At 68.1% G+C, this 21,144-nt stretch carries 26 protein-coding genes and 1 pseudogene; 15 read left to right on the forward strand and 12 right to left on the reverse strand.

What is annotated here, in order from left to right; translation table 11 throughout:
* The first annotated feature begins 96 nt into the window (after positions 1 to 96).
* The 3 genes from ACPCXD_RS00490 to ACPCXD_RS00500 all read left to right on the forward strand — a co-directional run bounded on the left by ACPCXD_RS00490 (position 97) and on the right by ACPCXD_RS00500 (position 2,285).
* Positions 97 to 576 carry a TspO/MBR family protein gene (locus ACPCXD_RS00490; protein WP_423657850.1) on the forward strand — a complete coding sequence of 160 codons (480 nt, stop codon included), beginning with the start codon at positions 97 to 99 and terminating at the stop codon, positions 574 to 576.
* Positions 577 to 667: 91 nt separating this feature from the next.
* A complete protein-coding gene (locus ACPCXD_RS00495) occupies positions 668 to 850 on the forward strand; it encodes a hypothetical protein (protein ID WP_026061210.1) in 183 nt (60 codons plus the stop codon).
* An 88-nt stretch (positions 851 to 938) separates the two neighbouring features.
* Positions 939 to 2,285: a phosphotransferase family protein gene (locus tag ACPCXD_RS00500; protein ID WP_423657852.1), complete on the forward strand. Its 1,347-nt coding sequence runs from the start codon at positions 939 to 941 to the stop codon at positions 2,283 to 2,285.
* Between the two features lie 4 nt (positions 2,286 to 2,289).
* On the opposite strand, the gene ACPCXD_RS00505 is transcribed toward ACPCXD_RS00500, so the two are convergent.
* The 3 genes from ACPCXD_RS00505 to ACPCXD_RS00515 are packed head-to-tail and all read right to left on the reverse strand — an operon-like array spanning position 2,290 to position 4,771.
* On the reverse strand, positions 2,290 to 3,906 hold the full coding sequence (locus ACPCXD_RS00505; protein ID WP_160877226.1) for a sodium:solute symporter family transporter: 1,617 nt from the start codon (positions 3,904 to 3,906) through the stop codon (positions 2,290 to 2,292).
* Positions 3,903 to 4,277 (reverse strand): DUF485 domain-containing protein, encoded by a 375-nt coding sequence (locus tag ACPCXD_RS00510; protein WP_160877228.1) that lies wholly within the window; start codon positions 4,275 to 4,277, stop codon positions 3,903 to 3,905. Before ACPCXD_RS00510 ends, ACPCXD_RS00505 begins: the two co-directional genes overlap by 4 nt.
* Positions 4,274 to 4,771: a nuclear transport factor 2 family protein gene (locus tag ACPCXD_RS00515; RefSeq protein ID WP_160877230.1), complete on the reverse strand. Its 498-nt coding sequence runs from the start codon at positions 4,769 to 4,771 to the stop codon at positions 4,274 to 4,276. The genes ACPCXD_RS00510 and ACPCXD_RS00515 overlap by 4 nt, the downstream gene beginning before the upstream one ends.
* Positions 4,772 to 4,897: 126 nt before the next feature.
* On the opposite strand from ACPCXD_RS00515, the gene ACPCXD_RS00520 reads away from it, so the two are divergent.
* The 5 genes from ACPCXD_RS00520 (at position 4,898) to ACPCXD_RS00540 (ending at position 10,082) form a co-directional block, all read left to right on the forward strand.
* Positions 4,898 to 5,497 carry a TetR-type transcription factor C-terminal domain-containing protein gene (locus tag ACPCXD_RS00520; protein WP_160877232.1) on the forward strand — a complete coding sequence of 200 codons (600 nt, stop codon included), beginning with the start codon at positions 4,898 to 4,900 and terminating at the stop codon, positions 5,495 to 5,497.
* Between the two features lie 85 nt (positions 5,498 to 5,582).
* A complete protein-coding gene (locus ACPCXD_RS00525; protein WP_160877234.1) occupies positions 5,583 to 6,779 on the forward strand; it encodes an acyl-CoA dehydrogenase family protein in 1,197 nt (398 codons plus the stop codon).
* Positions 6,776 to 7,516: a hypothetical protein gene (locus ACPCXD_RS00530; RefSeq protein ID WP_423657855.1), complete on the forward strand. Its 741-nt coding sequence runs from the start codon at positions 6,776 to 6,778 to the stop codon at positions 7,514 to 7,516. Before ACPCXD_RS00525 ends, ACPCXD_RS00530 begins: the two co-directional genes overlap by 4 nt.
* The gene (locus ACPCXD_RS00535) at positions 7,513 to 8,388 is read left to right on the forward strand and encodes an alpha/beta fold hydrolase (protein WP_088898093.1); all 876 of its coding nucleotides are present in this window, start codon (positions 7,513 to 7,515) and stop codon (positions 8,386 to 8,388) included. Before ACPCXD_RS00530 ends, ACPCXD_RS00535 begins: the two co-directional genes overlap by 4 nt.
* Positions 8,385 to 10,082, forward strand: a complete 1,698-nt coding sequence (locus tag ACPCXD_RS00540; RefSeq protein WP_423657857.1) for an AMP-binding protein — start codon at positions 8,385 to 8,387, stop codon at positions 10,080 to 10,082. Before ACPCXD_RS00535 ends, ACPCXD_RS00540 begins: the two co-directional genes overlap by 4 nt.
* 39 nt (positions 10,083 to 10,121) lie before the next feature.
* Here ACPCXD_RS00540 and ACPCXD_RS00545 read toward each other — a convergent pair whose 3' ends face one another.
* Together ACPCXD_RS00545 and ACPCXD_RS00550 are read right to left on the reverse strand one after the other, a co-directional pair.
* Positions 10,122 to 11,420: an MFS transporter gene (locus tag ACPCXD_RS00545; RefSeq protein WP_423657859.1), complete on the reverse strand. Its 1,299-nt coding sequence runs from the start codon at positions 11,418 to 11,420 to the stop codon at positions 10,122 to 10,124.
* 75 nt (positions 11,421 to 11,495) lie between these two features.
* On the reverse strand, positions 11,496 to 11,825 hold the full coding sequence (locus tag ACPCXD_RS00550) for a GYD domain-containing protein (RefSeq protein ID WP_160877244.1): 330 nt from the start codon (positions 11,823 to 11,825) through the stop codon (positions 11,496 to 11,498).
* 128 nt (positions 11,826 to 11,953) lie between these two features.
* On the opposite strand from ACPCXD_RS00550, the gene ACPCXD_RS00555 reads away from it, so the two are divergent.
* A complete protein-coding gene (locus ACPCXD_RS00555; protein WP_016692596.1) occupies positions 11,954 to 12,361 on the forward strand; it encodes a TIGR03618 family F420-dependent PPOX class oxidoreductase in 408 nt (135 codons plus the stop codon).
* Positions 12,362 to 12,386: 25 nt separating this feature from the next.
* Here the strand turns inward: ACPCXD_RS00555 and ACPCXD_RS00560 are convergent, their stop codons facing one another.
* Complete coding sequence (locus tag ACPCXD_RS00560) at positions 12,387 to 12,968, reverse strand: DUF308 domain-containing protein (RefSeq protein ID WP_160877246.1); 582 nt, start codon at positions 12,966 to 12,968, stop codon at positions 12,387 to 12,389.
* A gap of 98 nt (positions 12,969 to 13,066) precedes the next feature.
* Here ACPCXD_RS00560 and ACPCXD_RS00565 point away from each other — a divergent pair, with 98 nt between their 5' ends.
* Together ACPCXD_RS00565 and ACPCXD_RS00570 are read left to right on the forward strand one after the other, a co-directional pair.
* Positions 13,067 to 13,879: a DUF72 domain-containing protein gene (locus tag ACPCXD_RS00565; RefSeq protein ID WP_423657862.1), complete on the forward strand. Its 813-nt coding sequence runs from the start codon at positions 13,067 to 13,069 to the stop codon at positions 13,877 to 13,879.
* Between the two features lie 47 nt (positions 13,880 to 13,926).
* On the forward strand, positions 13,927 to 14,406 hold the full coding sequence (locus ACPCXD_RS00570) for a hypothetical protein (protein ID WP_337201657.1): 480 nt from the start codon (positions 13,927 to 13,929) through the stop codon (positions 14,404 to 14,406).
* Positions 14,407 to 14,419: 13 nt separating this feature from the next.
* Here the strand turns inward: ACPCXD_RS00570 and ACPCXD_RS00575 are convergent, their stop codons facing one another.
* Positions 14,420 to 14,932 (reverse strand): MarR family transcriptional regulator, encoded by a 513-nt coding sequence (locus tag ACPCXD_RS00575; protein WP_160877250.1) that lies wholly within the window; start codon positions 14,930 to 14,932, stop codon positions 14,420 to 14,422.
* A gap of 70 nt (positions 14,933 to 15,002) precedes the next feature.
* On the opposite strand from ACPCXD_RS00575, the gene ACPCXD_RS00580 reads away from it, so the two are divergent.
* Positions 15,003 to 16,415 carry an FUSC family protein gene (locus ACPCXD_RS00580; RefSeq protein ID WP_160877252.1) on the forward strand — a complete coding sequence of 471 codons (1,413 nt, stop codon included), beginning with the start codon at positions 15,003 to 15,005 and terminating at the stop codon, positions 16,413 to 16,415.
* A 61-nt stretch (positions 16,416 to 16,476) separates the two neighbouring features.
* Here the strand turns inward: ACPCXD_RS00580 and ACPCXD_RS00585 are convergent, their stop codons facing one another.
* Both ACPCXD_RS00585 and ACPCXD_RS00590 read right to left on the reverse strand, forming a co-directional pair.
* The gene (locus ACPCXD_RS00585) at positions 16,477 to 16,875 is read right to left on the reverse strand and encodes a histone-like nucleoid-structuring protein Lsr2 (RefSeq protein ID WP_088898084.1); all 399 of its coding nucleotides are present in this window, start codon (positions 16,873 to 16,875) and stop codon (positions 16,477 to 16,479) included.
* A 37-nt stretch (positions 16,876 to 16,912) separates the two neighbouring features.
* A complete protein-coding gene (locus ACPCXD_RS00590; protein ID WP_423657865.1) occupies positions 16,913 to 17,989 on the reverse strand; it encodes a nucleoside hydrolase in 1,077 nt (358 codons plus the stop codon).
* A gap of 59 nt (positions 17,990 to 18,048) precedes the next feature.
* Here ACPCXD_RS00590 and ACPCXD_RS00595 point away from each other — a divergent pair, with 59 nt between their 5' ends.
* Both ACPCXD_RS00595 and ACPCXD_RS00600 read left to right on the forward strand, forming a co-directional pair.
* Positions 18,049 to 18,855, forward strand: coding sequence for an acyl-CoA thioesterase domain-containing protein (locus ACPCXD_RS00595; RefSeq protein ID WP_160877256.1), 807 nt, complete (start codon positions 18,049 to 18,051; stop codon positions 18,853 to 18,855).
* Positions 18,856 to 18,874: 19 nt separating this feature from the next.
* Entirely contained in the window at positions 18,875 to 19,525 is a 651-nt protein-coding gene (locus ACPCXD_RS00600; protein WP_160877258.1) for a cyclase family protein, read from the forward strand.
* 19 nt (positions 19,526 to 19,544) lie between these two features.
* On the opposite strand, the gene ACPCXD_RS00605 is transcribed toward ACPCXD_RS00600, so the two are convergent.
* The gene (locus ACPCXD_RS00605; protein WP_226950019.1) at positions 19,545 to 19,688 is read right to left on the reverse strand and encodes a hypothetical protein; all 144 of its coding nucleotides are present in this window, start codon (positions 19,686 to 19,688) and stop codon (positions 19,545 to 19,547) included.
* Positions 19,689 to 19,715: 27 nt separating this feature from the next.
* The gene (locus ACPCXD_RS00610) at positions 19,716 to 20,156 is read right to left on the reverse strand and encodes an acyl-CoA dehydrogenase family protein (RefSeq protein WP_419957106.1); all 441 of its coding nucleotides are present in this window, start codon (positions 20,154 to 20,156) and stop codon (positions 19,716 to 19,718) included.
* 17 nt (positions 20,157 to 20,173) lie between these two features.
* Here ACPCXD_RS00610 and ACPCXD_RS00615 point away from each other — a divergent pair.
* Positions 20,174 to 20,359: pseudogene (locus ACPCXD_RS00615) on the forward strand (acyl-CoA synthetase); the annotation flags it as partial.
* A gap of 14 nt (positions 20,360 to 20,373) precedes the next feature.
* Here the strand turns inward: ACPCXD_RS00615 and ACPCXD_RS00620 are convergent.
* On the reverse strand, positions 20,374 to 21,105 hold the full coding sequence (locus tag ACPCXD_RS00620; RefSeq protein ID WP_016691737.1) for a M50 family metallopeptidase: 732 nt from the start codon (positions 21,103 to 21,105) through the stop codon (positions 20,374 to 20,376).
* Positions 21,106 to 21,144: the final 39 nt, after the last annotated feature.

Here is a 21,144-nt window from a genome sequence, read left to right on the forward strand (position 1 = left end):
CGACCTCCCCGCCCGCCACCCTACCGGGGTGTCCGTTTCGTGCTCCTTCGGCTCGGGTAGCCGACGATCAACCGTCATCCACAGGAGCCGACAGACATGAGACTCAGTACCGTCCTCGCGACCGCAGCTGCCACCACGACCACCGCGATCGTCGGATCGATCGCCTCCCAGGACACGAACTCCCGGTGGTACCGCAAGTTGCGCAAGCCCGGTTTCCAGCCTCCGGCCGCAGCGTTCCCGATCGTCTGGACGGCGCTGTACGCCGATATCGCTGTCACCTCGGCCGTCGCGATCGACGAGTACACCGACGCCGACGACTACGCGGGTCGTCGCAACTACATCGCGGCTCTGGCCACGAATCTCGTCCTCAACGCGTCGTGGTCGTGGGTGTTCTTCAAGTGGCATCGGTTGATGCCCGCGACCGTGGTGGCCGCCCTGCTCGCCGCCAGCACGGCGGATCTGACGCGCCGGACGGCCGAAGCGAGTCCGGCTGCGGGCGCCGCGCTGGCTCCGTACTCGGCGTGGACGGCGTTCGCCACGCTGCTGACCGGACGGATCACGCAGCTCAACCGCTGACCCGACCTTCCACGGCGTCTTCCGGACGGAGCCCGGTCACGGGCGGTGGACCGGAAGAACGACGGAACCGGCATGGGCGATGATGGAAGGCATGTTGGAAACACCCGTCGTCATCGGTATCGGATCGATCTGCGTGGGGTTCGTCTTCTTCATGCTCGCCGCGACGGGCACGCGATCGCGCTGGGACAAGAAGATCACCATCACGCTCTTCGCGATCGCCATCGTCTTCATGACGATCATCCCGGTCATCGGGGCGGTGGGGTTCGCGGCCTGACACTCCGCGACGTCACGGTGGAAGTGCTCGCACACCGCCGATCCCCGTGGGAGTATCCACCGCAGGAAACCGAACAGGGGAGGTCGCGGTGGGTGGCGTCAGCGGTGAATTGAAAGACGAACTGACGAAGCGTCTTTCGTCGGTACTCGACGGTAGTTGGACGCTGCGGCGCATCGAACGGCTCACCGGCGGTGCGAGCCGCGAGACGTGGGCGATCACCGCGGTGGCGGCCACCGGCGACACCCGGGAACTCATCCTGCGCCGCGACCCGCCGGGACGCGAGGACGCACGCAGGATCGCTATGGAAGCGGCGTCCTTCGACGAGGCCGCCCGCGTCGGCGTGCCCGTGCCCGACGTCATCGACCGCAGCGGCGACGAACCGCACCCCGGGATCGGCGCCTACCTCGTGATGTCGAAGGTGCCCGGCGAGGCACTCCCGCAGAAGTTGCTGCGCGACGAGAATCTGGCCGAGGTCCGCGCCGCGCTGCCCTACGAACTCGGACGCATCCTCGCCCGGATCCACCGCATGGACATCGAGGCCGTACCGAACCTGCCGGAACACGACCCGCTGACCTCCCTGTTCGACGAGTACCTCACCAACGGCGAACCTGCGCCGACGCTCGAGGCCGCCTTCGCGTGGCTCACCCGCAACCGTCCACCGGCGACCGGGAAAGCGTTCGTACACGGCGACTTCCGCAACGGGCACCTCCTCGTCGACGCAGAGGGCGTGCGCGGGGTGCTCGACTGGGAACTGGCGCACGTCGGTGATCCGATGGAGGACGTCGGGTGGCTGTGCACCCGGACGTGGCGTTTCGGTTCGCCGCATCCGGTCGGCGGGTTCGGTTCCCGCGACGACCTGTTCCGCGGGTACGCCGACGAATCGGGTGAGAGTCCCGACCCCGAGGTCGTCCACTGGTGGGAGGTCTACGGCTCGCTGCGATGGGCGGTGATCTGCCGGATGCAGGCCGCCGCAGCAGCGACGGGTGGCGACAACACCCTCGAACTGCTCGCCATCGGCCGCCGCGTCGCCGAGTGCGAACACGACCTGCTGGATCTGCTGGGCGTTCCTCCCCACGAGGAGACGGAGACTCCGCTCGCCGCCCCGCAGTTCCTCGGGGCACCGCCCGTCGAAGAGCTGCTCGACGCGGTGCGCGAGTTCGTCCTGGAGGTCGGGGCGGGCGCCGATGCGAAGACCCGCTACCGCAGCCGGGTGGCCGCGCACGTCCTCGGCATCGCCGCGCGGGAGGCCACCTTCGCCCCGGCGGTGCGGGAGACCTATCGGGTGCGGCTCGCCGGGCTCGGCTACCGCTCCGAAGCCGAACTCGCCCTCGGTGTGCGTGCAGGACGAGATCACCTCGACGACCCGCAGGTCGCCGAGGTGATCAGGGGGTTGGCCGCGAACCGGCTGAAGGTCGCGAACCCGAAATATCGCTGACGGATCAGTGCGTGGCGGCGACCTCCGCGCCGATGCCGGTCTCGGCGCGCACCAGCATCTCCGCGAACTTCTCGTCCTCGAGGCGGCCGCGTCCCCGGCGCTTCTCGCCGACGATCGACCCGATCACGCACGCTGCGATGCCGAGCGGCATGGTGACGATCACCGGGAGCTGGATGGTCAGGGGAGCGGGCCCGCTGCCCATCCACAGGGCCTCGGTGAACATCAGGCTCACGACCGTCGAGACGAGACCGGTGAGCACACCCCAGACCGCGCCGGTGGCGTTGAAGCGCCGCCAGTTCAGGCTCAACACGAGAGCGGGCAGATGTGCACTGCCGGCCACCATGAACGCCATGCCCATGAAGAAGGTGATGTTGGTGTCGTCACCGATGAGCATGGCCAGACCGATGGCGAGGACGCTGAAGGACACTGCCCCGTACCGCGCGATGCGGGCCTGGGCCTCGTCCTCGCGGGCCTGCTCGTCCGCGTCGAGATTCTCGATCGGTTCCTTCCGCGTGACCGCCGGCCACACGTCGCGGGCGAAGGTGCCGGCCGCGGAGATCACGACACCGGCGACCACTGCGACGATGGACGCGAAGGCGACCGCGGCGACGAGTGCGAGCGCGATGGACCCACCGATCGTGCCGGCGCCGCCACCGAGTTCGGTGACGAGCACGGGTGCTGCGAGGTTGCCACCGGGCCCGACGAGGTCGGTGCCGTTCGGTCCGAGCACGGCCGCGGCGCCGAAGCCCATCACGATGACGATCAGGTAGAACAGGCTGCACAGCGCGACGGTCCAGCCGAGCGAGCGCCGGGCGGTCGTGGCCTCGGGGACGGTGAAGAACCGGATGAGGATGTGCGCCATCCCGGCGGTGCCCAGGGCGAACGCGAGCGCGTAGGAGATGAGGTTGATCGCGCTGGTCTGGCCGAAGATCAGGCCGGGGGACAGGATCGCGTCGCCCGCGACGGCGTTGTCGGTCGCGGCGTCGAGGACCTTCGGGAACGCGAAGCCGAACTGCGCCAGGATGCCGAAGCACACGATGATCGCGAGCACCGACAGGATCGTCGACTTGATGACCTGCACCCAGGTGGTGGCGAGCATACCGCCCACGAAGACGTAGATGCCCATGAGCGATCCGGCGACCACCACCGACAGCCAGAACGGGATGCCCGAGACGGATTCGAGGAGCACACCCGCTGCGACGAGCTGGGCGAGCAGCACGAAGGTGCCGGTGGCGATCGTGCTCAGCGCGACCGCGACCCGCACGTTCCGCGAGTCGGTGCGGAAGACGAGGACGTCGGCGAGGGTGTACTTGCCGAGATTGCGCATCTTCTCCGCGAGGAGGAACAACACCGGCAGGAACGAGATGACGGACGTGAACAGGATGACGGTGCCGTCGACGCCCTTGGAGAAGATCAGGCCGGTGGTGCCGAGGAAGCTGCCGGCGGAGATGAATTCGCCTGCGATGGCGAATCCGTTCTGCCAGCTCGAGATCGAGCGACCTGCGGCGAAGAATCCGTCGGCGCTCTTCGCGCGCCGGGACGCAGCGAAGGTCACCCACAGGGTCAGGGAGATGACGGCGCTGCAGATCGCGATGGCGAGATAATCGGCGTCACCGGTCATGATGCGACCTCCTCGGATGCGGGACGGTTCCGTTCGACGGCTGCCACCGCGTCGTCGACGGCGGGGCCGATGTAGGTGCGGGAGAGACGGAAGTACGCCCAGACCAGCACCCAGGTTCCGGCGAACTGGGAGAACACCACCCACAGCGACAACGGGATGCCGAGGATGTCAGTGGTTCCCAGCTGATCGGGGAACCCGATGAAGGCGACGAGGAAGGACGTGAACAGCGCGACGGTGATGCCACCGAGCGTGTTGGTCACCCGGGCGCGTCGGCGACGCAGTTCCGCGATCTCGGGAAGGTGGAGCATTCGCGTCCAGACGAGTTCGTCCGTCGAGGATGCGGGGACGGCGTTGTTCACGGTGTCGGTCATGCTCGCACCGCCGCGCCGCGGGCGCTGTCGAGCGCGAAGAGGTTCTCGTCCCAGCCGGCCTCGAGCGGACCGAAGAAGTGGAAGCGCACCTGCTTGACGTTGTAGAGCCAGCGGCCGTCGATCTTGACGACCTGGTCGTTGTAGCGACCGGCCGCGATCGCGGGTGCACCGTCGGTGACGCACGGCTGCCACAGGAACGAACGCACCGTGGCGCGGTCGCCGTCGAGGTCGATCTCGAGGTTCGTGATGAAGTGCCAGAAGGAGGTCAGTCCGCCGCTGGCGAGTCCCGCGAAGAAGGTGCGCATCTCCTCCTTCCCCTTCGGGTGGGACAGGCCGTCGAACTCGCCGTCGTCGGTGAACAGCTCCATGAGCGCGTCCCAATTGCCGTCGTCGAGATGGCGGCAGTACTGCGCGTCGAGCTTCCGGATCGCCTCGAGGTCTTCGAGGCGGGTGATGCGGTCGAGCAGGGACGGTTCGGGATGGGGACTGGACACAGCAGATCCTCCGTTGTGCGTGGTTATTAACAACCGTTCATGTGATGCGGACCATAACAACGGTGAACAGCCACGTCAACGGGAAGGTTCTTGCTGGTGGGCGCGATGTGTGCCTACTGTGCAGGGATGAACAGCCGGTCGAACGGTGCGTCCTCGTCCATTCGGGAACGGATTCTCGAGACCGCGCTCGACGAGTTCTACGAGTGCGGATTCCACGGGTCGACGATGCGCAATATCGCCAACGCCGCAGGTTGCAGCGCTGCCAACGTCTACAACCATTTCGAGAACAAGTCGGAACTGCTCGTGGAAATTCTCCGCCGCGCGAGCGACGAGCAGTTCACGGCGACCCGCAACGCCCTGCGCAAGGTCGGCGACGATCCGGCCGAACGGTGGCGCGCAGCGGTCTCGGCCCACGCGCTGTATACCGCGCGGAATCCGCGAGCGTGCCTGGTGGCGAATTCGGAACTGCGGTATCTCGGTCCGCTCGACCGTAAGCGTGTGGTGGGCTCGCGCGACGCGCAGGAACAGCTCTTCGTCGACATCGCGGAAGAGGGTGTGGAACAAGGACTTTTCACGCTCGAACGGGTTCCTCAAGGGGTCACCGCGGTGCTGACGATGTGCGCCGGCATCCCCCTCTGGTTCCGGGAGGACGGTCCCCTCTCGGCGCAGGAGGTCGCCGACGATTTCGCCGGATACGCGCTCAATCTGGTCGGATATTCGCGCTAACCGTTGACGGGCCATGGGTGCCGTGCTGTACTGGGTGAACAAGCGTTAATGACCTACTCCGGTCCATCGAAGGAGTGCACCTCCCATGACCCACCGCCCCTCGCAGCCGCGCACCGATTCCCCGCGCTATCTCACCGAGGAACGCCTCGCGATCCGCGACCTCGCCCGCGACTTCGCCATGACGAAGGTGCTGCCCGTCGCCAACGAACTCGACCCGGTCCAGGGCACCATCCCCGACTCCCTCAAGAAGGAGATGGCCGAGATCGGCTTCTTCGGGATCATGATCCCCGAGGAACACGGTGGTCTCGGGCTCGGCGTCTTCGAGTACTGCCTCGTGGCCGAGGAGCTGTCGCGGGCATGGATGAGCGTGTCGGGTCTGCTCGCCCGCGGCAACGGCATGGGCGGTGGCTTCACCCCCGAGCAGGAGGCGGCACTGCTGCCGAAGGTCGCGCGCGGTGAGTACCTCGGCGCGTACGCCCTGTCGGAAGCCGAGGCCGGATCCGACGTCGCGAACATCTCCTGCCGCGCCGTGCGCGACGGCGACGAGTGGGTCGTCAACGGCACCAAGATGTGGTGCACCTACGCCGACGAGGCCGATTACCTCGTGCTCTTCGCCCGCACCGATCCGAACAAGGACGCGGCCAAGCCGCACCGCGGCATCAGCGCCTTCCTCGTCGAGAAGGAGCGCGGCGTGTTCCCCGAGGGCATCTCGGGCACCAAGGTCCGCAAGATCGGCTACTTCGGGTGGAGCACCTGGGAACTGTCGTTCGACAACTTCCGCATCCCGGCCGACAAGATGCTCGGTGAGGAGGGCAAGGGCTTCTATCTCGCCGTCTCCGGTCTCGAGGTGGGCCGGGCCCACACCGCCGCCCGCGCGATCGGTCTCGCCCGCGCCGCACTCGAGGACTCGATCGAGTACGTGCACACCCGCCGCCAGTTCGGCCGTCCCATCGGCGATTTCCAGCACCTGAGGTTCAAGATCGCGAAGATGGCCGCCGACATCGAAGCCGCGCGCCAGCTGATGTACTCGGTCGCCACCGACATCGACACCGGCCGGCGATGCTCGCTCGAGGCGTCGATGTGCAAACTCGTCGCCACCGAGATGGCCGAGCAGGTCACCAGTGAGGCCGTGCAGATCCACGGCGGCGCCGGATACACCACCGACTTCCAGGTCGAACGCCATTGGCGCGACGCGCGTCTGACGAAGATCTTCGAGGGCACCAGCGAGATCCAGATGCGCATCATCTCCGACGAACTCCTGGGAAGGCCCGAACAGGCATGAGCGCACACACCGTCACCCGCCCTCTCACCGTCGGGGACCGCACCGTCTCGGAACCGCGTGCCGTGGCCGACGTCCTGGCCGACTCCGGTGTGGTGGCGCCGGCAAACTCACCTCTCCTCGGTGCCCTGGCCGTCGCCTCGCTCGTCCCGCCCGTTCCCGGTGGTGTCGCGTCCGGATTCGACTGGAACGCAACCGATCCCGTCTCCACATCGGACGTCGTGTCCACGGACACCGTGATCACCCGCGTGTCCGGACGGACCGCGCGCCGCTTCATCCGGCTCGTGGACGCGACCGGCACAGTACGTGAATCCGGCACCGAGACATGGACCTTCGACGACGAGCAGCCGACGGTTGTCGAACTGGACTTCTGCACCCCGGCCTGGGGCGCACTGCTTGCCGAGAGCCTCTCGGAAGACCGGGAATTCACTTCGTCGCTGTCCACCTGGGACGGCACCATCGGACTGCGCAGCGGCGATACCGAACTGCACCTGCGCATCTACAAGGGGCGCATCGTCGACGTCACCCGGCGCACCCCGCACGGCGCGACGTTCACCTTCGTGGCCCCCGACCACGCCTGGGCCGATCTCGTCCTGTCCGAGGAGAACGACTTCATGCGCCGCGCCATCCGCGGCGAATTCTCCTCCACCGGAGACGGATACGAGTACCTGCGCCTGACCAAGCCGCTCAACACGATCATCGGGCACGCCCGTGCCCTCGCCCGAAAGGCCCGCTCATGATCGAGGCCCGTTACCTGGAGATCGGCGGAGCGCTCGGCTTCGTCGAGATCGTCACTCCCGACGCACGATCCGGCAACGCGCTCGACGCGACCGACCTGCCCACCGTCCTGTGCATCCACACCGCCGGTCAGAGTGGCGTGCAGTGGCGCCACGTGGCCCGCGATCTCGCCGATCGCGGCTACCGGGTGATCGTCCCCGACCTGCCCGGCCACGGACGTTCCGAACCCGCACCCGGTGGTCCCGTCACGAGCCTGATCACCTACGGCGACTGGCTGTGCGAGGTGCTCGACGCGCTCGGCGTCGACCGGCCGTTCGTCATGGGCTGCTCGATCGGCGGCAAGCTCACCCTCGAACTCGCGACCCGCCCGGACCGTCCGCTGTCCGGTGCCGTGGCGATGGAAGCCGAACCCGGCCCGGGCCGCGTCAACGTCGCCGGTCTGCGCCGCGAACTCGAGGACGTCGCCGGACCGTCGCGCTCCGAACGCACCTATCTGGGAACTCTTGCATCCGTGGGCCGTTCGGTGCCGGAGGCGAAGGCGCACACGATCGCGCTCATGCACAAGCGGGAGGACCCGGAGATCTCGTCGTCCGACCTCATCGGCTGGGGAACCCACGACGTGCGCGACCGCCTCGACCGCGTGACCGCACCGATCCACCTCGTCGCCGGAGTCGACGACCCGTGGATCGACCCCGACGCCGTGGCCCGGGCCGCGGAGACCATCAACGACGCACTTCCCGGACGCGCCCGCTTCACGGCACTGGCCGGCATCGGGCACTATCCGATGGAGGAGATCGACGACTTCGCCGCGCTCGCCGACACCTGGATCGGTGAATTGCGCCGGGTCGCTGTTCCCGAGGAGGCAGCGCTGTGACCACCACCCGCACCGATACCCTGCCCGCACTGCTCGACGGACTCGTCTCCGCGAACCCGGATGCCCCGATCGCCTACGACATCGTCGACGACGTGGCGGTCGCCCGCAGCCGCGGAGAGTTCCGCGACCGGGTCGAGGCCGTGCGCAGCGAACTCGACGGCATCGGCCTGCGCGCCGGCCAGTGCATCGCGGTGATGTTGCCGAACTGGTCCGACGCACTCGTGTGGCAGTTCGCGGCCTCCGCGCTCGGCGCCCACGTCATCGGTGTCAACACCCGCTACAACACCCGCGAGGTCGCGCACATCCTCACCGCCGCGCGACCTGCCGTCGTGGCCGTGCCGGCCGCCTTCCACGGACTCGACCTGTTCGGCCGGCTCACCGAGGCCGCGGCGTCCGTCCCCGACGTGGCCACCCCGGTGGTCGCGGTGGTGCCCGGACCGGCGAACGCCTCGGCCTCCCCGGCCGACTTCGATCTCGGTGGTGGCGCGTGGACGGCGGGTAGTGGCGACACGCGTGGCGCGAACGCACCCGAGACACCCGATACCGCGACACTCACCCCGGCCGGGATCGACGACGATCCCGAGGACCGGATCGCGGTGGCGTTCACGACATCCGGTTCCACGGGCGTGCCCAAGCTGGCCGCGCACCGCGGTAATGCGGTCGTCCGTCACGGACGCGCCGACGCCGCGATCATGAAGGTCGCCGAGGGCGACGTGGCGCTGTGCGTGCTCCCGGTCTCGGGTGTCTTCGGTTTCAGTACCGCGATGGCAGCGCTCGCCGGTGGGGGAGCGCTGCTCATGGAGACGGTCTTCGATCCCGATGCGGTCCTGCACCGGATGCGGGAGGTCGGGGTCACGCACGCGGTCGGCGCCGACGACCTGTTCGGCCGTCTCTACGACGCCTGGCACGACGGTGAACGCGTCGACCTGTCGTCACTGCGCTGGGTCGGCATTGCCGACTTCCTCGGCCGCTCCCACGAGATCGCCCGATGGTTGCGCGACGAGTTCGGCACCCACACCTCCGGTGTGTTCGGCTCGTCGGAGGTGTTCGCGCTCGCGATGCTGTGGAACGCCGACGATCCGGAAGCGGTGCGCTGGAACGGTGGCGGCCGCGCGGTCGACACCGCGATCGAACTGCGGGTCGCCGATCCCTACGACGATCGGGTCCTCCCGGCCGGTGAGCAGGGCGAACTGCAGTTCCGCGGCCCGAACGTCGTCGACGCCTATCTCGGGAACCCCGACGCGGCGGCGCGCGCGTTCACGGCCGACGGTTGGTTCCGCAGCGGCGACCTCGCCGTCGACCTCGGCGACGGAGGCTTCCGCTACATCTGCCGGATGGGCGACGTCCTGCGCCTGCGCGGCTTCCTCGTCGATCCGGCCGAGATCGAGACGCGTCTGGCGGAGCATCCCGGCGTGGCGACGGCCAAGGTCGTCGGTATCACCGGCGACGGCGGTTACACCGAGGCGATCGGTTTCGTCGTCCCCACCGACGACGCACCCGCGGACACGACCTCGGAGACCCTTCGGGCCTGGTGCCGCGAGACCCTCGCGGCCTTCAAGGTGCCCACGGCGATCCACATCATCGAACGGATGCCCACCACGGTCGGGGGCAACGGATCGAAGATCCGCGCCGTGGAACTGCGCGAGTGGGCCCGTGAGTGGGCCGGTAGCGAGCGCGACTTCCGAACCGGATAGTGCCTCTGCGTCGTCACGATCCGCACGCGGTCGCGTCGCTCAGTTGCGGACCATCGGTGCGGTCGTGGCGACGCGGCCCCTGGTGATGATCGACAGCGACGCGGCGACCGCGCACAGGGACGCTCCGGCCCACCACGCGTAGGTGTAGGTGCCGAGGTTGTCGCGGATGACTCCGGCTCCGAAAGCGGCCGCCGCGGCACCGATCTGATGGGAGGCGAACACCCAGCCGAACACGATGGTTCCGCGGTCGCCGAAGATCCGGCGGCACAGCATCGCGGTCGGCGGCACGGTGGCGACCCAGTCCAGGCCGTAGACCACGATGAACAGGATCATGCTGGGGTGCACGGACTCCTGCAGCAACCAGGGCAGCAGGAGCAGACCCACGCCGCGGAAGGTGTAGTAGAACGCCAGCAGCTTGCGGGGATCGAACTTGTCGGTCAGCCACCCGGAGGCGATGGTGCCGACGATGTCGAAGATCCCCACGGCGGCCATGAGGCTCGCTGCGGTGGTCGTGGGCATGCCGTGGTCGTGGGCCGACGGGATGAAGTGGATGCCGACGAGTCCGTTGGTGGTGGCTCCGCAGATGGCGAAGGCGATCGCGAGGGCCCAGAACGCCCGGTGACGCACCGCGAAGGCCAGCCCTTCGAGAGCCCGGGCGACGGCACCGCCGGTCGCTCGGGCCGGCGGCAGATAGGTGTCGGGGTCGGCTCCGTAGGGCAGGACGCCACGCTCGTCGGGATGATCGCGGATCACCACCCACACCAGCGGGACGACGACGAGCGCCGCCGCAGCGATCACGAGCGAGGCCTGGCGCCACCCGACGTTCTCCGCGAGCGCGGCGACGGGAGGCAGGATCACCAGCTGACCGGTCGCGGAACCGGCCGTGAGGATGCCCATCACCAGCCCGCGACGCTCGACGAACCATCGGTCGGCGATGGTCGCCGCCAGGACCAGGGCCATCGACCCCGTGCCGGTACCGATGAGCAGTCCCCAGAAGACGAGCAACTGCCACGAGGCGGTCATGGCGATACTGCCGGCGGCGCCGAGCGCCACGAGGAACAGCGCCGACGAGATGACCCGGCGCATGCCGAACCGGTCCATCAGGGCGGCGGCGAACGGTGCGACGAGTCCGAACAGGACGAGGTTGATGCTCACCGCGAGCGACATGACGCTCGTCGACCAGCCGAACTCGTCGTGCAGCGGCACCATGAGCGCGCCGGGTGCCGCCCGGAAGCCGGCGGCGCCGAACAACGCGAGGAAGGCCACCGCGGCGACCCACCATGCCGGGTGGATGCGGGCCGGGCGGCGGTCGCTGCGCTGGGCCGGGCGCACACTCATCACGAATTCACTTTCTTCGAGAAAGCAACAGGATGAGCAGACGATACCCAGCAGTGCGTCGCGGGAGGCGAGCGGTCAGCCGTCCGCGGTCCCCGGCGTCCGGTAACTCGCGTCGCGGCGCGCGGCCTCGTCGACCTGTTCGGGGGTGAGCAGGGCGATCGGCGTGGAGCGCGCGGCGCCGGAGGCGATGGTGCGGAGTTCGAGTGTCGCGGCCGCGATCTCGTCGGGCACTTCGCCGAGCACGTACAGATCGTGACCACCGAGCGCGAAGTGCACCGAATCGACCGTCCCGCCCACACTTTCGACCATCCGGACGATGGCGTCGCGCCGGGACGTACCGCCGTCCGTGAGCAGCCCGCGTGCGCCGTCCGCGGTGTAGTTGACCTGCCAGAGATATCGCGGCATGACCGTCTCCTTTCGAGATCCCGACCTCCATGGTCGGTCCACCCCGCGTCGCCGGGGACGGTTTCGCCGGGAATCGCGGCCTAGGCTCGATATCGAGACCCTGTCCGCCGTATCGAAAAGGGAGTGCCGTGCCGAAACGACCCGTACCCGAGGCCGTCGCCGAGTTCCTCGCCCAGCCCAATTACGCCACGATCAGCTCACTGCGCCCGGACGGTCATCCGGTGTCCGTTCCGACCTGGTACGTCTTCGAGGACGGCCGGATCCTCGTCAACATGGATTCGACCCGCAAGCGCCTCGAATACCTGCGGAACGATCCGCGGGTGAGCCTGTCGGCGATGGATCCGCAGGACTGGGTCACGCACGTGAGCCTCCAGGGGCGGGTCGTCGAACTCGCCGACGATCCGTCCCTGGAGGACATCGATCGGATCGCTCGCCACTACACGGGCAAGCCGTACCACGCGCGCGACGGCAAGCGCGTCAACGCGTGGATCGAGATCGACCGTTGGCACGCGTGGGGTCGTCTGCGCAACGCCTGAGATCGATCGGGGAGAAGGCCGGTGGTCAGATGACGCCGGCCTTCTTCGCTGCGCTGCGTGCCTGGAACGCCAGGATGATGAGCAGCGCGCCGAACAGGATCGCGTAGATGCCGAGTAGCACGATCAGGCTCAGGATGCCCTCGCCGGGGAAGATCAGCAGCACGATGCCGAACAGGACGGCGACGACGCCCGCGAGCACCGACCACACCCATCCGGACTCGGGGACCTTCCGGAAGCGGACACCACCGACGATGCCGGTGATGCCGAACAGGATGGCGTAGAACGCGATCACGTACAGCAGTGCGAGTGCGGTGATGCCGGGCCAGAACAGTGCGACGAGACCGGCGAGGACGGAGACGACGCCCATGGCGAGCCACCAGCCCCAGCCCTCGGGTTTGTCGCGGATCGATTGAACGACCAGCACGATGCCGTCGATGATCGCGTAGGCCGCGAAGACGACCACCAGCGCCCACACGGTGATGCCGGGCCAGACGAGTGCGACGACACCGAAGAGAACCGCGAGGATGCCGCGCAGCAGCACCACCCACCAGATCTGCTTCAGCAGTGATCGGAACGGATCGTTGGAAGAAACCGAGCTCGTGGACATGACGGCTCCTGGCGTGTGATGTGATCTTGTAGCCCCGAGGATAAGCGCGGTTGTGCTGCTTCGCGTGCCGAATCGAAGCCGAGGTTACGCTCGGGAACGTGGCCGTGGCGAGGATCGGGATATCGGGATGGCGCTATCCGGGCTGGCGCGGAGACTTCTATCCGGAAGGACTCGTCCAGCGCCGGGAACTCGAATACGCCGCCGAGCGGTTCGGGTCGATCGAGATCAACGGCTCGTTCTACTCGCTGCAGCGTCCGAGCAGTTATCTCGCGTGGCGGGACGCCGCACCCGACCACTTCGTCTACGCCGTCAAGGGCGGGCGGTTCGTCACCCACATGAAACGGCTCGCGGGTGTCGACGACGCCCTCGCCAATTTCTTCGCCTCCGGTGTGCTCGCGCTCGGCCCGAAACTCGGTCCGGTGCTGTGGCAGCTCCCGCCGACCCTCGGTTTCGAGGAGGACAGGCTCGCGGACTTCTTCGACCGGTTGCCCCGCACGACGACGGCCGCCGGCGAACTCGCCCGCCGGCACACCGGCAAGCTCGCCGACGACCGGGTGTGGGTGGAGGTGGACGCAGAGCGTCCGCTGCGGCACGCCGTCGAGGTGCGGCATCCCGACCTCGCGAGCCCGGAGGCCGTGGAGTTGCTGCGCGCGCACGACATCGGGCTCGTCGTCGCCGACACGGCCGGAAAGTTCCCGTTCCTCACCGACGTCACGAGCGATTTCGTCTACGTGCGGATGCACGGCGACAAGGAGTTGTACGCAAGCGGATACACCCCTGAGGTCCTCGACGTGTGGGCCGAGCGGATCCGCGGATGGCTCGGAGACGGCAGGGACGTCTACGTGTACTTCGACAACGACATGAAAGGCTATGCACCGCACGACGCGCTCGCGTTGCAGGAACGCCTGTGACAGAAACAACTGTGATAGGGCGTCCGGAGGAAGGACAGGAGATCGCTGTGTGGCCCGACCACTGGCCGAGAACGCCGCGGGAGATCGCGACGGCCACCGCCGATGCGCTCGCCGCTGCCCGCAGCGAGTCGGCCGAGCCCTTCGACGAGGCGGTTGCGGTGCTCGTCGACCTGCCTTACGAGCAGGTCACGGCCGTGCACGCGGGCATGGTCCGGGAGTTGCTCGAGGAACTGCATCCCGACGGCCTCGCCGGTGAGGACGTGCAGGCCGTGCTCGAACGCTCCGTCCGTTCCGGGCTGCGATGGTTGCCGTCGCTGGAACCCGAGGCCGTCGTCGCCGTGCTCACGGGTGCGCTCGGCGTGTCCGATCCCGACACCGAACGCCCGAGGATCCGTCCCGAGCAGTATCTGGCCGCGGGCCTGCTCGTCGTCGCCGATCTCGTCGCTGCGCGCCGCGTGGCTCCCGAAGCGTATCTGCGTCGCGCCGTGAGCGAGATCGAGCGGGCCGAGACGCAGGAGATGCCCTGAGCTGTTCCGGGGGTCAGGCCGGGTAGTGATTCTCGACGTTGCGGACGACCTTGCGCAACAGGTCGGACAGGGCCTGCACCTCGTCGTCGTCGAGTCCGTCGAGCATCTGCCGCTCGCGTGCCAGGCGTCGCGGGAATTCCTTCTCGACGAGTGCGCGCCCGTCGCCGGTGAGGGTGAGCAGTACGACGCGGCCGTCGCGTTCGAGTCGTTTGCGTTCGACGAGACCGAGTTTGGCGAGTCGCTCGGTGTGCTTCGTGGTCGACGCGCCGGAGATCCCCGTGATCGAGGTGACCTCGCTGGCGCGTAACGGGTGGTCGCTGCGGGCGAGCGCGCTGAGGACCTCGAATTCGCTGCGGCTGATGCCGCTCGCTTCGAGTTCCCGATCGAAGTAGGTGAGCGCGAGCGAGCCGATGCGGGTGATGCGGCCGATCACGTCGATGGGGCGCAGGTCGAGGTCGGGGTAGTGGGCAGTCCATCCGAGACGTACGCGATCGACGTAATCGGGCTGGGGTGTCTCGGAGGGCATGTGGCAAGTCTAACGGCAGCGGACGAACAATTTCATAGATATTTTACCAGTGAAGTAATATGGTGGACGGATGCTGGACCGCCGACTCGACGACCGCCCTCAGCTCCGTCACACCCGGGGAGCGCTCGCGCATCCGCTGTCGGCGAGCGCGTGGAGGGACGCCCTCGAAGTGCGGCGCGGCGATCCGACCGTGGCCGTGGCGCTGCGCGTGGGGTTCGCGACGATGCTCGCCCTCGTCGGCGGCGGTCTGCTCGGTTACGGACAGGTCGCCGGCTTCGCCGCCCTCGGCGCACTCACCAGTGCCTTCCTGCGATACGAGCCGTATCCGCGTCTCGCCGTGCGCCTTCCGTGGGTCGGCCTCGGCATCGTCGGTTACACCGCCTTCGGGGCTGTACTCGGCGCGATGGGCGCCCCGCTGTGGGCGCAGATCGTCGCGCTCTCGCTGGGCTCGGCCGTCGCGTACTGGGTGTTCACGGCCTTCTCGCTCATGGGCCCCGGCCCGGTGATCCTCATCTTCGCCGCCGCGGGCGCCGCCGGTTTCTCCGACGGATGGGGTGACGCGGGTCTGGTCACCGCTGCGGCGACCATCGGTGCGCTGCTCGGATATGTCATCGCGATGCTGCCCGCGCTCTCCCATCCCCACACGCCCGCTCGTCTGGCGGTCGCGCGTGCCCTCGCGGCGGTCTCCGCCGTCGAGATCCGCGGTGCGGACGCCGTTCCCGCTGCGCGACAGAGCATCCGTAAGGCGCGTGAGACCGTCGCACTGAATACCCCGCGACGTCCGGACGCCCATGTCCACGAACTGGCCGTCCTCCTCGATGCGGCCGAGGTGGTGCTCGACAGCGGGTCGCACGACACCTCCCGCGCCCGCCGCGACGATTTCGCCCGATTCGAGAAGGAGCTTCGGAAAGCGCGGCGCGACATCGAGATTCCGCGCGTGGATGCCGAGGGGCGGCCGGTGCTGCCCACGCCGCCCGGCTTCGTCCGCGAAGGATGCGGTCGTCTGCTCGACCGTCTCGTGCTGATCGGAGCGGCCCGGATCTTCGTCGCGTCGTTGCTCGCCGCGTCGCTGGCCGCACTGATCGGGCTCGACCATCCGTTGTGGGCTGCGATGGGTGCCATGGCGGCGTTGCAGGGATTGAACTACCGCAACACCGTTCAGCGCGGCATCCAGCGTCTGATCGGAAATGTCGGCGGCGCGATGATCGCTGCCGTGCTGCTCGCGCTCGACCTGGGCTACTGGCCGGTGGTCGCGGCCGCCGTGCTGTTCCAGACCCTCACCGAACTCACGGTGACCCGGAACTACGGGCTCGCCTCGGTCGGGGTGACGACGATGGCGTTGCTGCTCACCGGTCTCGGGCAGCACGCGGGTCCGGGCCTCGCCGTCAACCGGGTCGCCGACACCGTCATCGGCGTGGTCGTGGGCGTGATCGTCGCTGCGGTGACCATCCGACGCGACGACCGGCACCATCTCGTCGCGTGACGAGGCGGCACCGGTCGTCGGTGGTGTTCATGGCCTGCCGCGGGAGGCGGCGGGGTGATGCTCAGGAATGAGCGGCTTCGAACCGCTCGAGGATGTGACGCGGGATCCGGCCGCGCGAACTGACGTCGTAACCCTTGTTGCGGGCCCAGTGTCGGATCGCGGCCAATTGCTCCGGCGACCGGGTGGGCGGAATCGCCTTGTGGGTCCCCGCCGTCCGCGTGCGAGCCTTTGTTGCCGTCTGCTTCGGTGTGATGGTGCGGGTGCTCGAAGCGGGCTTCGCCGGTGCCTTCTCGTGCAGCCACGGGCGGAGGACCGCCAGGAACTTGTCTGCGTTCGCCGGCCGCAGGTCGATTTCGTACTCGTCGTCGTCGACCGTGATGCGGAACGACTGCGCCAGGCCGTCCATGATCGGTTGGCCGTCGATATCGTCGAAATATTGGACGCGCACTTTCTGTGCCACGTTTATCTCCTTGTCCCCGAACTGTGCGCTGTCGACGCTAGTTCTTACTCGGGGGTAGGTTCAAGTCGCGAATGTACGATCCCACCCGCTCGACGAAATGATCGAAGAACTCTGCCGGACGGGTGCCCGCCACGATATCCGCGTTCGGCGTCCTCTGCCACATACCGGACAGATCGGCGACCGTCGTGCCCCGGGTGAGCCGGCCGTCGAGTTCGACGTCGACCGTCGCGGGCCGGGAGGTATAGGGAACCGTGCCCAGCGCGACCGCCGCGGCGAACGGGTCGTGCACGTGCGCGAGGAAGCCCAGGCCCTGGTCACGGTGGAATTCCATGTAGAACCGCAGTGCGTCGGAGATGTGGCGGACGAGAGGGACATCGGCCGTCGACCGCGTACCGCGCGGAGCGTCCGGGGAGAGTTCCCCGGATCGGGGTACACCGACGACGTCCCCGATCCGCGCGACATGCTCGGGATGCATCTCGATCGACTCCGTGACGTCGAGCGGGCACACGATCGGCCGCCGGTCCGGAGGGACGATCGAGAACGCGTCGAACACGACCTTGGCGGCCTCCGGATCCACCGCGACGTTCCATTCCGAGGTCGGCGTCGTATTACCCGGATGGTGGAAACACCCACCCATGATCACGAGGCGACGCAACCGCGACGGCAGTTCCGGATCGATGCGCAGGGCGAGGGCGAGGTTGGTGAGCGGGCCGGTGACGAGCCCGGTGAGCTCTCCCGGATGCTCGCGTGTGAGGTCGACCCACGCCTGCGCGGCCGACCGCGACGACCGCGACCGCGACGCAGCGGGAAGTTCCGCATACCCGATCCCCTGCGGACCGTGGGTGTCCTCGGTGGTCATCAGCGGCGCGACCAGCGGAACCTGCGATCCGGCAGCCACTTCGATATCGGGCCGGCCGCACACCTCGAGCCACGACAACGTGTTGGCGGTGACCTGGTCCACCGGCACGTTCCCCGCAGTGCACAGGGCGGCGACGATCTCGGCTTCCGGGCTCGCGACGAGATAGAGCAGGGCGAGAGCGTCGTCGATGCCGGTGTCGACGTCGACGATCAGACGGGTACGGGCGGCCGGAACATCGGGTTCGTGTACGTGCACGAACCCATCTTGGGGTATCCGGATGAGCGCACTGTGGCCGGTGCTGGGAGAATTCCCGAATGCACGAGCGCAAGAACCGCGGTTATTTCACCGAGGACGACGGTGTCTATCTGCCCACGAAGTATGCGTCCAGCCCGTGGTCGGACAAGATGCTCAACGGACCGTGTGTGAGCGGTCTGGTCGCACGCGAGCTCGAGATCCACCATGCCGTCGAGGGTTTCGTCCCGTCCCGGTTCACGCTCGATCTCTTCAGGCCGGTCCGCAACGAGCCGATCACCTTCACCACCACCCGGGTGCGCGACGGCAACCGCATCCGCGTCGCCGACGCGAACCTGATGCAGGGTGGAGAGGTGTCGGCGCGCGCGACGCTCACCTTCCTCCGCAAGTCGGCCCCGCCGCCCGGGTCGGTGTGGTTGCGCGGCGAGTCCCCGACGCCTCCTCCCGGTTCCCTGGAGACGCAGCCCGGACCGCTCGAGTATTCGTCCTGGTACGGCAGCGACGGCCCGGGATGGACGCGGGTGCGGTCGGAACACCAGAACTCCGATCGCAAGCGGCTGTGGTCGCGGCAGCTGCCGATCATCGTCGGCGAGGAACTGTCACCGTTCGTCAACACCGCGACCGTCGGTGAGGGCACGTCGTTCGTGACGAACTGGTCGGACAAGGGCGTCGGCTACATCAATTCCGATGTCACCCTGGCGCTGTCCCGCCTGCCGGAAGGGCCGGAGGTCGGTATCGAGGCCGACAACCACATCAGCAGTGAAGGCATCGCGGTCGGGACGGCGGTGCTGTTCGACCGTCTCGGTGCATTCGGAACCGGTGTGGTCACCGCGCTCGCGAATGCGCAGCGGCAGGTCGATTTCGGCTGACCCGAGCAGGAGTGATGGCATGCGTGTACGGCGGATCGTCGACCTGACCCACGTCGTCTCCCCGGACATCCAGGTCTATCCCGGGGATCCGGCACCGACCTTCACTCCGCACGCCACCGTCGAGACCGACGGTTTCGACCTGATGCGCATCGACATGGGTTCGCAAACCGGCACCCACGTCGACGCTCCGCGGCACGTGCGCAGCGGTGGCGCCGCGATCGATGCGGTGCCACCGGAGAACTTCGTCGGGCGCGGGGTGGTGCTCGACGTGCGCGCCCGCGTCGACATCGGTTCGCTCGTCACCCCCGACATGTGGGGTGAGCCGGCGATCGGTCCCGGCGACATCGCGCTCGTCCTCACCGGCTGGTCGCGGTATTTCGGCACCGACCGTTATTTCGAGCATCCGGCTCTGAGCGTCGAAGCTTGCCGCTGGTTGCTCGACCGCGGCGTCCGCACGATCGGGATCGACGCGCCGAGCGTGGATCCCACGAGTGACGAGACGCTCGCGGCGCACCACGTGCTCGCCGACGCGGGAGCGATCATCTGCGAGAACCTGCGCAACCTCGAGGCGGTCGACTTCCCGGATCCGCTCGTCTCGTTGTTGCCGATCCCGTTCGCCGGGATCGACGGCGCACCGGTGCGGGCCGTCGCCATGGAGATCGAGAAGTGATCGCCGGCAACAGGTCCGGTCAATCGAGGATGTCGCGCACCTCGACGTCCTCGCGTCCACCGACGACGAGTTCGCGCGCGGCCGCCATGCGCTTCTGCCAGTGGATGAAAGCACCCTCGCCGTCGCGGGCGCGCAACAGCCGGATGAGCTTGCGCTGCGGCATGGTGACCCGAAGCCCTTGTGGCAGAGCCTAGTTCGAGATGTGCCCGCGGAGTGGACCCAGCAACCGCTCGGCGATGACGTTGCGGTTGATCTCCGACGTGCCGCCGGCAATGGTCATCGCACGGCCCAGCAAGTAGTAGTGGGTCCACACCGGCTCGTCCCCGAGGAACGCCGCAGGACCGGCGATGTGCATCGCGAGTTCGCCCACGTGCTGGGTGTGTTCGGCAATGAGCATCTTGGTGACGCTGCCCTCCGGACCGAAATCACCACCGGCGACGGCCCGCACGACCTGCCGTAGGTTGAGGACCGCGAAGCGGAGTCGCCGCTGATCTCGCGCAGCGGGCGGACGGTCACGCCGGGCGCGGTGAGGTCGATGACCATCGTGGTGATGCCCGTGTGCTTCGGCACGTCGCGGTTGGTGCGGATGGTCGCGAGACCGCGCGTCGAGTTCTGCGCATTCGACGTCCACACCTTCTGGCCGGTGACGCGAAAACCGCCGCCTACAACGACAAGGGCTGGACGACCCTCGGCGATCTCGGGCACGTCGACGAGGACGGCTACCTGTATCTCTCGGCGCGGCGCACCGACCTGATCCTGTCCGGCGGCGTCAACATCTACCCGGTCGAGGTCGAGGACGTGCTGACGATGCACCCCGCCGTCCTCGACGTCGCCGGCGCCCTGACCGCTCAGGACAGCTGGGTCACCACGATCCGGGTGACGCCGTAGAAGGCGGTACCCGCCGTGACGATCGCGAACAGCGCGATCCACACCGCGGCCGGGAGCCGGGTGAGCCAGCGCAACTGGTCGGCATCCGAACCCCGGCCGCGACCGCGCGAATGGGTGCGGGCGAGTTCGAGGACAGGGCGGGTCGCGCCGAGGAGCAGCACCCACGTGATCAGGTACGCCGCGGTGTACCGAACGACCGGATCACCGAGATAGGCGGCTGCACCGACGAGCGCTCCCGCGATCACCACGGAGACGAAGCCGTACAGATTGCGGATGAGCAGCAACAGGACGGCGAGTGCGGCGAGGATCGACCACAGCACCGCGGCGGGCCGATCGAGTGTCAGCAGCGTCGCCGCGGCGAAGCCGAGCACGGCCGGGCCGGTGTATCCCGCGAAGGTCGTCGCGACCATGCCGGGACCGCGCGGATTGCCGGACGACACCATCACCCCCGAGGTGTCGCTGTGCAGGCGGATGCCCGACAGTTTGCGGCCCACGAGCGCTGCGACCAGCGCGTGCGATCCCTCGTGCGCCTGTGTGATGACGTGACGGGTCTTCAACCACAGCGGACGCACGGTCACGAGCACGAGTGCGACGATCGCCGTGCCGACGACGACCATCGTCGGTGCGGGCTCGTCGACGGTCGACACGGCCTGCCACGCGGAGGACACGACCTCCGTGAACGAGGTGGACACAGATCACCTTCCTTCGGGCCGGACACGACAGGTGCGAGC

Origin of the sequence: Rhodococcus sp. AB351 (assembly GCF_049538275.1) — a bacterium.
Classification (GTDB): domain Bacteria; phylum Actinomycetota; class Actinomycetes; order Mycobacteriales; family Mycobacteriaceae; genus Rhodococcus.